The following is a 12,435-nucleotide window of genomic DNA, read 5'->3' as shown; positions in this document are numbered from 1 at the left end:
CTTTTTTTTATGAATACAGGAGAAGATGTGCAGGGCTTACGTAAGATCATTGACCTGACCAGGTTAATCAGCATCGCCATATTGATCATTCATTTTTATATCATTTGTTACCAGGCTTTCTGGTATTGGGGCTTTACGGCAGAAATTACAGACCGTATGACAGCTAATATTGCAAAGACAGGTCTGTTTACTGGGTTACTCAAGCCCAAGCTGGCTGCTTTATTGTTTTTGTGCATATCCTTATTGGGGGTAAAAGGCAAAAAGGAGGAGAAGATCCAGAAGAATAGCATAATCTGTTACCTGTTTGGTGGCCTATTGGTTTATTTGCTTAGCCTGCTGGTTTTTTACCTGCCCGGCAGCATTCCCCTCATAGCTGGCTTGTATATGGGCTTAACTGGTATTGGGTATTTACTGATCCTAACAGGTGGAGCCTGGTTGTCCAGGTTGATCAAGCTCAATTTAAGTAAGGATGTTTTCAATTCTGAAAATGAAACTTTTCCCCAGGAGGAAAGGCTTTTGGAGAATGAGTACTCAGTGAACCTGCCAACCAGGTACAGGTTAAAGGGAGCAGTTCGGAATGGTTGGATCAATGTGGTGAATCCCTTTAGAAGTATTCTGGTGTCGGGATCTGCGGGTGCGGGGAAGACTTATTTTGTCATCCGTCATATCATTGACCAGCATTTGAAAAAGGGATTTTCCATGTTTTTGTATGATTTTAAGTTTGATGACCTGAGTAAGATGGCTTATAACAAGTTGCTGAGGTATGCGAAGAATTATAAGGTTAAACCAAGTTTTTTTGTGATTGACCTGGAAAATCCTAAGCACCGCTGTAATCCGCTTGATCCTCAGAGTATGGAGGACATTACCGATGCGACTGAATCGAGCCGGACGATTATGCTGGGCTTGAATAAGGAGTGGTTGAAAAAGACGGGGGATTTCTTTGTGGAAAGTCCGATTAACTTTTTAACGGCGATCATCTGGTATTTGCGCAAATATCAAAATGGGAAGTATTGCACTTTGCCGCATGTGATTGAGCTGATGATGATTGATTATGATCCTTTGTTTGCTTTATTGCAGCAGCAGGAGGAGATTAAGGCTTTGATCAATCCTTTTATTTCGGCTTATAGGAACAATGCGATGGCGCAATTGGAGGGGCAGATTGCTTCTGCAAAGATTGGACTGGCGAGGTTGTCTTCTCCGCAGCTTTATTATGTACTATCGGGTAATGATTTTACGCTGGACATCAATAATCCTGATGCGCCGAAGGTAGTGTGTATGGGGAATAACCCGCAGAAGATTGAAACCTATGGGGCGGTATTGTCTTTATACGTGAGCAGGTTACTGAAGCTGGTGAATAAAAAAGGGAAGTTAAAGTCGAGCCTGATCTTTGATGAGTTTCCAACCTTAGTGGCTACGGGTATTGTAAGTACGATCAGTACAGGCAGATCGAATCTGATCAGTTGTACGCTGGGGATTCAGTCTATTGAGCAGCTGAAGAAGGAGTATGGTGCTGAGTTTGCGGAAATTATTGCTGGGATTTCGGGTAATATCATTAGTGGTCAGGTGACAGGTGATAGCGCAAAAAAGCTTTCAGAAACTTTTGGTAAGATCATGCAGGATAGGGAAAGTGTGAGTATCAATAGCTCGGAAACGTCTGTTTCTAAATCTACGCAGCTGGATTATGCGATTCCGGCTTCTAAAATTGCGACTTTATCTTCTGGAGAATTTGTGGGGATTGTGGCGGATAGTCCCAGTGAGAAGATTGCTTTAAAAATGTTCCATGCAGGTTTGCAGAATGATCATGAAGCGATTGCCAGGGAAGAGGGGGCTTATGTGCCTATTCCTTTGATCAGGAAGGTGAGTTATGATGATTTGCAGGAGAATTACATCAGGATCAAGAATGATATTCAGGAGATTGTCAGGGCGGAATTGAAAGTGGAGGAGAAGGAGCAGCCGGTTACAGAAAAGAAACCAAGGAGCAGGAAACGGCCGATCAGGAAGTCTGTCCCTGCTGTTAAAGGGAGAACGAGTAAAGGACAGCAGCAGACCTTATCTTTGTGAGCTAATATTAATCTTTGGTTTCTTCAGATTGAGGTAAACCAAAAAGAATTAGCGTTTATTATGAATTTTATTGGCCGTCTGCAAGGCAATTGGCCTATAAGGAGCAACTTAAAAACATAGACAACAGTCGACTGAAAAGCCATGTTTTCAACAGGACTATAGGGATGTGGTGAAACTTCTCGAAGAAAAAAACCTCAATTTTATACGGTTGAATCCTAGGCTGAGAGACAACATATATGACTGTAAACGTTTTGTAGAAAATAAGGCCGAAGATATTTATATAAACCTTTATTGAATTTAATGAAGGTTACAAGACTAAGTTTATTCACCGGGTTTTGAAAGGTATTGTATAAAGTTCATTGAACTCTTAAAACCACTTTTATGGGATTTTACGAAGAAAATCGGAATTAATTTTTGTGGCTTTACTTTTAGGTTTCGTTTAGAAGGGAATACAATAGAAAAACCCCAGAGAATATTGCAGACAAAAAAGGATAATGAGTAAGCTTTTGTTGCCTTGTTAAAGGGTGTATAAAACGAAGGTAATAATCCTAATCAATCAATGCCTTGACACATTTTATTTTACATACCCCTAAATCTACATTTTTATGAGGTGTGTTTTGTGTTAATCTTCTGTTCTGTAGTGTTTTATGGTGTTTTGTGGCCTACATTTTATATAGAGGGCACTAGTTGGTATACGTTTAGTTTTATATTTGATTTGGAACTCAATCCTTCAAAAGATAGCTGAGCTATCTTATATATGAATTAACTCAATCAAATATGCTAAATAATGCCAATAACTCTTTTACAAGGAATTTTTGGGTAGATTACCTTAGGTCCGCGCTAACTGTGCTGGTAGTAGCACATCACTCGGCATTGGCTTATACAACCTTTGCTAAATTCGATAAAAAAACTTATATTTTTTCTACCCATCCAATAGTGGATAGTCAGCGTTGGGTTGGGATAGACCTTTTTCAAAATTTCAATGATGTATTTTTTATGTCATTGATGTTTTTAATTGGAGGGCTATTTCTCTCTAAAAGTATAGATAAGAAAGGGGTTGTAAATTATGTAAGAGATCGAATATTCAGACTATTGATTCCATTTTTTTTTCTGGGTACTATTTTTATGTTAATTGCCTATTTTCCTTCATATTATGTGGCCAATAATAAAGAAACGGGCATTGTAGTATTTGTATACGATTTTTTTCATCATCAAAAATGGCCTTCTGGACCTCCATGGTTTATTTGGGTTCTTTTCTTGTTTAATTTAATTGGCATTCCTTTTCAATTTTACTTTAAGAAGTTAAACGATAAGATCGCTGTTGTTTTTGATTCATTTGGAAAAAAGCCATTATTTTTTTTCGTTGTTTTTTATCTGTTCACCTGGGTAGTATTTGTTCCTTTAACCATGCTTGTAGGTCCGGGAATCTGGGTTGGCTATGGCCCTTTTGATTTTCAATTAAGTAGGATACTCTTATATTTTGGCTACTTCACTATTGGAGTTTTGATCGGAAACTCAGATTTCAATAAGGGGATATTTTCGATTCAATCAGGTATAGTCAAGAATTGGAAAGTTTGGGCCTTTGGAGCATTAGTTACCTACGCTGTTTTAATCAGATCAGAAGAAATCCTTACCAAGGCGATTGCTGATGGAATGTTGACAGTATTAAATGCACATATTATTTATTGGTCTGTCTATGTAGCATCTTGTGTGTTGAGTAACCTCGCTTTTTTGACAATATTTAGGAATTTTATGGATATGGAAAGCATCGGTTGGAATTTGTTGAACGAGAATGCATATCTGATTTATTTGCTTCATTACATTTTTGTAATCTGGATTCAGTTTTGTCTTCTAAGTGTTAGCGCATCCGCATGGTCAAAATTTCTACTTACATTTTTTTTCGCTTTTATCCTTAGCTTTTTGGTAAGTTCTTTTTTAAGAAAAATCAGACTTGTTAATAAATATCTATGAGTGTAACGACCTAAGATCTGGACAGGTTCTTATTTACTAAGACAAATAATTTAAGTATTCATATTTCAGTTACAGGTTCCGAAATTCTTAGTTATATACGGTTGTTATTAGGCCATTTGATTACTTAACTTTTACTATCTTAAATCTCATGATAAAGAAATACTCATTGCTAACCTTATTGTTTTTCCTGTCTTCTGGCACTTATTCACAATCGAAACTAAAATCACTCTTAGCTGAATTGGATCAAACGATTGAACGCAGCGATTTCTACATGAAAGAAAAGGAACTGAAAATTTCTCAATTGAAACATAAATTGAAGTTACCTAGATTGTCTGTGCACGAAGTTTATGATTTAAATACTTTGTTGTGTAACGAATACAGACCTTATAAAACTGATTCAGCCATTCGCTATATAGAACATAATTTAATCATTTCTGAAACACTGAAAAATAAAACGATGATAGCGGAAGCAAGGTTGCAACGTGCATCCTTATATGCCGTATCGGGTATGTATATTAAAGCAGAAAAGATGCTTAAAAGTATTAATAGTAAAGAATTGAACCAATGGTTGAAGGCGGACTATTATCAATCTTGCAAGGATCTTTACAGCAATATTGCTACTTACAATTCATCAGCGGTAAAAGAGTACGATGAATTGAGTACTGTTTACAGGGATTCTTTATTAAATATTCTTGATAATGATTCTAAGCGATTTCATGCTGTTTATGCTGAAAAGCTTCGCGTATTAGGTCGGTTCTCAGAAGCCAGAAAAATACTGTTAGCTCAGTTGGACAGTGTCATCTTAAAAAGTCATGAGCATGCTATGGTTACTTCTGCACTAGGTATTTTGTGTAAATCAGAAGGTAATAAGGAGATGGAGAGGATGTATTTTGCTATCTCAGCTATTTCTGATATAGAAAATGCCGTGAAGGAAAACACATCATTACAGGCTTTGGCGATCTCTTTATATGAAATGGGCGATCTGGATCATGCTTACAAATATATAAAGTACTCTATGGACGATGCGATTTTCTGTAATGCTCCATTGAGAACCTTGGTGATCTCTAAAATGTTTCCTATCATTGATGCTGCTCATCAGGCCAAAATCGCTCAGCAAAAAAGACAGCTATGGAAATATTTAATTTTGATTAGTTTTTTGTCTGTTTGCCTAATTGTGGCTGTTGTTTATGCATTGAAACAAATGAAAAAAATAAAATCCTCTCGATTAGAGATTACTCACGCAAACTTACGCTTAAAGGAACTCAATCAAAACCTTCAGCAGGTCAATCAGGAGGTAACAGGTGCGAACAATAAGTTGTTGGAATCTAATCGAATAAAAGAAGAATATATCGGTAACTTTCTGGATTTATGTTCCAATTACGTTAACAAGCTGGAGGATTACAGGAGATTATTAAATAAAAGAGCAACATCGGGTAAGACAGAGGAATTGTTTAAAATGCTGCGATCTTCAGACTTGATTGATGAGGAGCTAAAACTGCTGTACCGTAATTTTGATGATATTTTTCTTCATTTGTACCCAGACTTTGTGGAGCAGTTTAATGGATTACTTGTAGAAGGAGAGCAGTTTTTGCTGAAGCCTGGTGAATTGAATACCGAACTCAGGATTTTTGCTCTTGTACGTCTGGGCATACAAGATGGTACAAGAATCTCAGAATTTTTACGTTGCTCGATGAGCACAATCTATAATTACAGAACTAAGGTTAGAAATAAAGCTGCAGTCCCACGGGAGGAATTCGATCGGTTTGTATTGGAAATAGGTACGATTTCAAATATGTATCAGGTCAAGTCGGGTTAGTCAGGATTTGTCTAACCTATTGTTTTGAATCATTGAAATAGGAATATGCCATTTTTTGGAAGTGGTTTTCTACATTTTAAACTTAATGTGTATAGGTTAATTCGTTGTTTGTCAGTAGTTTGTTTTGTCTTGTTTTCTATATTTTTAATCATTCGATAGTTGAGATGTTCTGATGAAGCTTACATTTGAAAATCACTAAAGTGAAGTTTTTAAGAACAATGTCCATTCACTAATTCACTGATTAAAAATAATTTATGAACGAAATTGCTAAAAATAGATTTACTGTTCCATTTACTACTTTAACTATGCTTTTCTTTATGTGGGGATTTATCACCTGCATGAACGATGTGTTGATTCCGCATCTTAAAGAATTGTTTAGCTTGAGTTACCTTCGTTCGATGCTCGTTCAGTTTTGCTTTTTCGGAGCTTATTTCATTGGTTCTGTCATTTATTTTTTTTCCTCTTATTTATGGGGTGATCCCATTAACAAAATTGGTTATAAGAATGGGATGCTACTTGGATTAATGATCGCTGCAATTGGATGTTCTTTATTTTATCCTGCAGCTGTATATTCAGTGTATGGTCTTTTTTTAGGTGCGTTATTTATATTGGGATTGGGATTTACCTTATTACAAATTGCTGCAAATCCCTATGTCTCTTTATTGGGGCGGCCTGAGGAAGCTTCCAGCCGTTTAAATCTGGCGCAGGCTTTTAATTCTTTGGGAACTACCATCGCCCCCGTAATTGGGGGGTATTTGATTTTCGAATTTTTCGCCGAAAACGGAAAAATAACGGCCAGAGCAACTGAAATGCCTTATATTATTTTTACTGGAATATTTTTATTGTTGGCATTATGTTTATACCAGATTAAGCTTCCGGAATTCAAATCCGAACAATTTGAGGAAAGGGGATTTGGAGCTTTACGTTTTCCTCAGCTGAAACTCGGGATTCTGGGTATTTTTTTCTATGTCGGAGCGGAGGTTTGTATCGGGAGTTTCATCATTAATTTTCTCTCCCTTCCGCAAATTATGGGTATTCCAGAATCTGTAAGTAAAAATTACCTGGCCCTGTATTGGGGCGGGTCAATGATCGGTCGATTTCTTGGTGCAATATCCTTAAATCAGGGTGTACCTAGTATTAAAAAAATTGGGTTTATGGTTACTACTGCGATAGCTGTTTTTCTGCTTATATTTTCAATAGTTGATCTTAGTTTTGCGCAGATTGGGACTTTTTTCTTATTCATGGCCGTTAATTTGGTAGGATTCTTTATAGGTAAAACTGCGCCGGCTAGAACACTTTTGGTATTTGCAGTGATCAATGTAGTATTGGTTTTGCTTGCCATTATTAATGTAGGTTCTATTGCAATGTGGACGATTATAAGTGTAGGCTTGTTCAATTCTATTATGTGGTCAAACATATTCACACTTTCAATACATGGGTTGGGTAAATATACCAGTCAGGGCTCTTCATTACTGGTAATGGCTATTTTAGGTGGAGCATTACTTCCATTGGTCCAAGGTGCATTTGCGGATAGAATTGGAATCCAAGGCTCTTTTTTTGTGCCGGCATTAGGTTACCTGTATATCGCTTTTTTCGGTTTTTACTGTTCCAGAAAGTTGGGAAAAGTTAGGGTTGAAAATATATCGAAAGGACATTGATTTTTGAAGTATTACTGAGGATTTATTTCAAATTTGTTAGTCGTTCTATTAACTTTTGAGCATGATCCTTAGCTTTTTTTTTCACATCTTCTTCTGTGTAACCTGCAGTTAAAGATGTTCCGTGAAAATAAATCGGGTCAATGTAATTCATCTGTGAGTAATACGCTGTTTGCTCCAAATTCTTACAAAAATCGTGTACCCGGAAATGATGTTCACCTAATGTGAAGTATTCCTTTTCTGATGCGCCTATTGTAAAGCTGGCTAAAAAGTTTTTGTTTTTTAGTTTATCTCCTTTTGAACCATATGCAAATTGGTGCGTAAATGTCACATCGAACCAGTGTTTTAAGATTGCTGGCATATTATACCAGTAAAATGGGTACTGAAACACTATAGTCGTGTTACGTAATAAGGCGTTTTGCTCAGCCGCCATATCAATTTTGTAGTTTGGATATAGGTCTTGAATATTCCTGATTTCTATATCCAACGTGCTTAATTTCAGATCTTCGATAATTGTTTTGTTAGCCAGAGATTTATCGAAATCTGGATGTGCTAAAATTATTAATGTTTTCATGTTGTGTAGTTTTATTTATGTCAGTAAATAATCAATGATGTTTCATCATTTTCTCTAAGTATTAGCAACTCTTTATTATCCATATTTCATAATTTTAATACTATAATTTTTATAGTTGCAAAACTAATTTTAGCAGTTTACATTTGCAATAACTATCAAAAATGATAGACTAAAAAACTTGCGAAATGAAAATAGAATGTATAGGCAATTATGTGAAACTAAACCATAAAACTTACCCTTGTACTGTTAGCCTTACTATGGACTTGGTGGGTGGAAAATGGAAAGCGGTTATTCTATATCATTTGAAGGATGGTGAAAAAAGATATAATGAGCTCCGAAAAACGATGCCTGCTATTACTGAAATGACTTTGAGCCTGCAATTAAAACATTTGGAGAAAGATGGGTTGTTGTCACGAAAGGTCTTTGGAAAAAAGCCCCCTATCAAGGTAGTTTACAGCTTAACAGATTTTGGGAAGAGTTTATTACCTGTGCTGGAAGCGATCACTCAATGGGGAAATCAAACAGTTCTTGAAAAAGGTGAATTTGTCGAAAACGCCTCATAACAGACTAAATATCTTTTGATTGTTATGTATCTATATCCTAAATTAATTTTTACGCCATTCAATAGAACAATCTGTAATTAAATTAAAAAATGAGAATCAAGCTGATTTCCTTGTAAAAGACAATATCAATTTGTTACAAAAATAACTTCAGTTTCTACTAATATCCTCACTGTTATTTGTCGTAAGTATCACTGTGTCATTAGTTTAATTTGTTTTTTGGTCTACATTTTTGTTTTGTAGCAGTGTAATCAAACCAGATGCACCCTACATTTGATCAACAACAAAAACCAAATTTAAACTTAACAGCATTTACATGATTTTGTCCGTTTTTTATTCTAGGGATACCTTTCTCAGAATTTTCAAGGTATTATTTATATGTTATACATTCGCTTATCCAAATTTTGGATTCGCTCAAGAAATCAAATCACCTGATGGTCACCTTGTAGCGCATTTTAGCCTCTCTGATTCTGGAGAGCCGGCATATGACTTGTGGTATAAATCAAAACCTGTCATTAAACAAAGTTTGCTCGGTTTTAAACTTAAGGATGCCCCTGATTTATTGAGCGGGTTTGAGGTTAATGAAACTAGTCAAAGTACCTTTGATGAAAGCTGGAAACCGGTTTGGGGCGAGGTTAAAGAAATTCGAAACCACTACAATCAGCTCATGATTACCTTAAGGCAACCTAAAACAAAGCGCTTGATTCAAATCTGTTTCAGGTTATTTAATGATGGATTGGGTTTCCGTTATGGTTTTCCCGCTCAGGATAGTCTGAACTATTTCACTATAAAAGAAGAGCGTACACAATTTGCGCTCGCCGGTGATCACAAGGCATTTTGGTTACCCGGAGACTATGATACTCAGGAATACAGTACTATCACTTCGGATCTTTCTCAGGTCAGGGAAAAGATGAAAGCTGCCATTACACCAAATGTATCTCAAACACCTATATCTGCAACTGCGGTACAAACTCCGATAATGATGAAGAGTAAAGACGGATTGTATATCAATATCCATGAAGCTGCGTTGGTGGATTATTCCTGTTTGTCATTGGAATTGGATGATCGAAACATGGTTTTGGAATCAGTTCTTACACCTGATGTGTTAGGAAATAAGGGGTATCTGCAGGCGCCTTTTCAATCCCCATGGAGAACCATAATTGTGAGTGACAAAGCTGCCGATATCCTGGAATCTAAGCTGGTATTGAATTTGAATGATCCTACACAATTTAAAGATGTGTCCTGGATAAAACCGATAAAATATATAGGGGTGTGGTGGGAAATGATTACAGGTAAAAGTACCTGGTCTTATACTGATCTGAGTAATGTTCAATTGGGGATTACTGATTATTTGAAGACAAAACCAAATGGAAAACATGCTGCTAATACTTTAAAGGTGAAGTCTTATATTGATTTTGCTGCCAAACATGGTTTTGACGCAGTATTGGTAGAGGGATGGAATCAGGGTTGGGAAGATTGGTTTGGACAAACCAAAGATTATGTTTTTGATTTTGTAACACCATATCCTGATTTTGATGTAAAAGACCTAAGTAGCTATGCATCAGCTAAAGGAGTTAAGATCATGATGCATCATGAAACTTCTGGCTCGGTCAGGAATTATGAACGTCATCTGGATACTGCTTATAAATTTATGGTTGATAATGGATATAATTCTGTTAAAAGTGGGTATGTCGGTAATATTCTTCCCCGTGGAGAACATCATTCAGGGCAGTGGCTAGTTAACCACTATCTTTATGCGGTAAAAAAGGCTGCAGATTATAAAATCATGGTAAACGGCCATGAAGCTGTTCGTCCAACTGGGTTGAGTCGTACTTATCCGAATCTGATTGGGAATGAATCTGCTCGGGGAACAGAGTATGAGGCATTTGGAGGAAACAATCCGGACCATACTACTATTTTGCCTTTTACCCGTTTAATCGGTGGGCCTATGGATTATACTCCTGGTATTTTTGAAACAAAATTAAGTAAGCTTAATCCAGGTAATAATTCGTCAGTAAATAGCACACTCGCACGTCAGCTTGCTTTGTATGTAACAATGTATTCACCTTTGCAAATGGCTGCTGATCTGCCTGAAAATTATGAACGCTTTGAAGATGCTTTTCAGTTTATAAAAGATGTTGCAGTTGATTGGGATGATACGAGGGTATTGGAGGCCGAACCCGGCGATTACATCACTATTGTTAGAAAAGCAAAAGGCACCAATAATTGGTTTGCTGGTAGTACGTGTGATGAGCAGGGAAGAACCTCTAGTATTAAATTTGATTTTCTGGATGTTGGGAAAAAGTACTTGGCAACAATTTATAGTGATGCCAAAAGCGCACACTTTAGTAACAATCCACAAGCATATCAAATTAAAAAACTTCATGTTAACAGCAGTTCGTCGCTGAAAATAAAATGTGCACCAGGTGGTGGGTATGCCATTAGTATAATTGAAATCAACTAGTCTTTTCAGATCTTATATAACGCTTTAATCATGAGAACATGCTTTTTTTTTCTGTGTGGCCTTATTTGGACAGGGTATGCAAAAGCTCGTATATCCGTTCCATCAACAGATACCGCTCGAAATGCAACAGTAAAATGGAAATTTCAAAACAAGGCGAAAAGTTATTCAACACCTGCTGTACTCGATGATAAGGTGTTTTTCGGTAGCGAGGACCAGAAATTTTACGCTTTGGATGGAAATACAGGTAAAGTTGTCTGGAAGTTTAAAACCTCGGGTGCAATTAACTCGTCACCTGCAGTGGCCAATCAGAGCGTGTATTTCGGTAGTATGGATGGCTTTTATTATGCACTAAATGCCGATAATGGTAAGCTTCATTGGAAATTCAAGACGGATGGCGAGCAGAAGATCGGAAGAAAAGGATTATGGGGAATGCAACCAGATATTTTTTATATGGATGATCCTTTCGACTTTTTCATTTCCTCACCAATAGTGGATAGAGAAGGTGTGCAACAAACCATTTATTTTGGTAGTAGTGATGGAAACCTTTATGCTCTAAATGCAGACAATGGAAAACTTAAATGGAAATTCAGTACGGGGGGGGCAGTCAGGAGTACACCTTGTTTATATAATGGAATTGTGTATTTCGGTAGCTGGGATCAGTTTATTTATGCGGTAGATCAACATTCTGGTAAGCTGATTTGGAAATTTAAGACTAATGCTGATGATGAAAACCACTTGTTGGAAGGGATACAGGCTTCTGTTGTTGCAGAAAATGGAAGGGTATATATTGGATCAAGAGATGGTTTTTTTTATGCTTTAGATGCGAAAAATGGTAATCTGCTATGGCAATATAGTACATGGCCATCCTGGATTTCCAGTACATCTGTCGTTAAAAATGGAGTTGTTTTTATTACGACTTCCGATTCTCATCTGATGATAGCGCTTGATGCAGTCAGTGGAAAGGAAAAGTATAAAATTAAGACCAAGGGTTATAATTTTTCTTCTGTTTCTATTGTTGGAGATAGCTTGTTCCTCGGCGATTTCACGGGAAATCTTTATACAGTAAATGGTGAACGTGCAATGGTTTTTTTTGAAACTGAGGGTAGAAATAAAAACAAGTCCATACTGTTGAACGCTGATGATAAGCTTGACTTTCAATATGCAGCAGGGAAAATGGATTTATCGTTGTACTCGACAACAGTTGAAGTGTTGAGTCTATTGCATCAGCTGGATCCCATTGTGGCAAGACCTGTTATACACAATCAATCACTTTACTTAAATACTGCGGGTGGCTGCTTTTATGCAATAAACCTGTTCAATAATTAACCTAAACA

8 protein-coding genes are annotated in these 12,435 nt (G+C 36.8%); 7 read left to right on the top strand and 1 reads right to left on the bottom strand.

The features are described 5' to 3' along the window. Positions 1–9 precede the first annotated feature (9 nt). From mobC to ABDJ41_RS16165, 4 genes are all read left to right on the top strand, one after another. Positions 10–2,061, top strand: coding sequence for a conjugal transfer protein MobC (mobC, locus tag ABDJ41_RS16180; protein WP_349787114.1), 2,052 nt, complete (start codon positions 10–12; stop codon positions 2,059–2,061). Positions 2,062–2,838: 777 nt separating this feature from the next. Further along, positions 2,839–4,032 carry an acyltransferase family protein gene (locus tag ABDJ41_RS16175; RefSeq protein WP_349787113.1) on the top strand — a complete coding sequence of 398 codons (1,194 nt, stop codon included), beginning with the start codon at positions 2,839–2,841 and terminating at the stop codon, positions 4,030–4,032. A gap of 148 nt (positions 4,033–4,180) precedes the next feature. Further along, a complete protein-coding gene (gene susR / locus ABDJ41_RS16170) occupies positions 4,181–5,848 on the top strand; it encodes a SusR family glycan utilization regulator (RefSeq protein WP_349787112.1) in 1,668 nt (555 codons plus the stop codon). A gap of 254 nt (positions 5,849–6,102) precedes the next feature. Beyond that, a complete protein-coding gene (locus ABDJ41_RS16165) occupies positions 6,103–7,506 on the top strand; it encodes a sugar MFS transporter (protein ID WP_349787111.1) in 1,404 nt (467 codons plus the stop codon). Between the two features lie 22 nt (positions 7,507–7,528). Here ABDJ41_RS16165 and ABDJ41_RS16160 read toward each other — a convergent pair whose 3' ends face one another. Further along, positions 7,529–8,077, bottom strand: a complete 549-nt coding sequence (locus ABDJ41_RS16160; RefSeq protein ID WP_349787110.1) for an NAD(P)H-dependent oxidoreductase — start codon at positions 8,075–8,077, stop codon at positions 7,529–7,531. Positions 8,078–8,262: 185 nt separating this feature from the next. Here ABDJ41_RS16160 and ABDJ41_RS16155 point away from each other — a divergent pair, with 185 nt between their 5' ends. The 3 genes from ABDJ41_RS16155 (at position 8,263) to ABDJ41_RS16145 (ending at position 12,427) form a co-directional block, all read left to right on the top strand. Continuing rightward, complete coding sequence (locus tag ABDJ41_RS16155) at positions 8,263–8,640, top strand: winged helix-turn-helix transcriptional regulator (protein ID WP_349787109.1); 378 nt, start codon at positions 8,263–8,265, stop codon at positions 8,638–8,640. 313 nt (positions 8,641–8,953) lie between these two features. Next, complete coding sequence (locus ABDJ41_RS16150; RefSeq protein WP_349787108.1) at positions 8,954–11,101, top strand: glycoside hydrolase family 97 protein; 2,148 nt, start codon at positions 8,954–8,956, stop codon at positions 11,099–11,101. 30 nt (positions 11,102–11,131) lie between these two features. Beyond that, on the top strand, positions 11,132–12,427 hold the full coding sequence (locus tag ABDJ41_RS16145) for an outer membrane protein assembly factor BamB family protein (protein ID WP_349787107.1): 1,296 nt from the start codon (positions 11,132–11,134) through the stop codon (positions 12,425–12,427). Positions 12,428–12,435: the final 8 nt, after the last annotated feature.

This window comes from Pedobacter sp. ASV1-7 (genome assembly GCF_040203335.1).
Lineage (GTDB): Bacteria > Bacteroidota > Bacteroidia > Sphingobacteriales > Sphingobacteriaceae > Pedobacter.
The sequence above is the reverse complement of the archived record's forward strand: the minus strand, read 5'-3'. Positions and strand labels throughout refer to the sequence as shown.

Excerpts from the sequence above, each read along its gene's own strand:
- mobC (WP_349787114.1), top strand. The coding sequence starts at position 10 with ATGAATACAGGAGAAGATGTGCAGGGCTTACGTAAGATCATTGACCTG.
- ABDJ41_RS16175 (WP_349787113.1), top strand. The coding sequence starts at position 2,839 with ATGCTAAATAATGCCAATAACTCTTTTACAAGGAATTTTTGGGTAGAT.
- susR (WP_349787112.1), top strand. The coding sequence starts at position 4,181 with ATGATAAAGAAATACTCATTGCTAACCTTATTGTTTTTCCTGTCTTCT.
- ABDJ41_RS16165 (WP_349787111.1), top strand. The coding sequence starts at position 6,103 with ATGAACGAAATTGCTAAAAATAGATTTACTGTTCCATTTACTACTTTA.
- ABDJ41_RS16160 (WP_349787110.1), bottom strand. The coding sequence starts at position 8,077 with ATGAAAACATTAATAATTTTAGCACATCCAGATTTCGATAAATCTCTG.
- ABDJ41_RS16155 (WP_349787109.1), top strand. The coding sequence starts at position 8,263 with ATGAAAATAGAATGTATAGGCAATTATGTGAAACTAAACCATAAAACT.
- ABDJ41_RS16150 (WP_349787108.1), top strand. The coding sequence starts at position 8,954 with ATGATTTTGTCCGTTTTTTATTCTAGGGATACCTTTCTCAGAATTTTC.
- ABDJ41_RS16145 (WP_349787107.1), top strand. The coding sequence starts at position 11,132 with ATGAGAACATGCTTTTTTTTTCTGTGTGGCCTTATTTGGACAGGGTAT.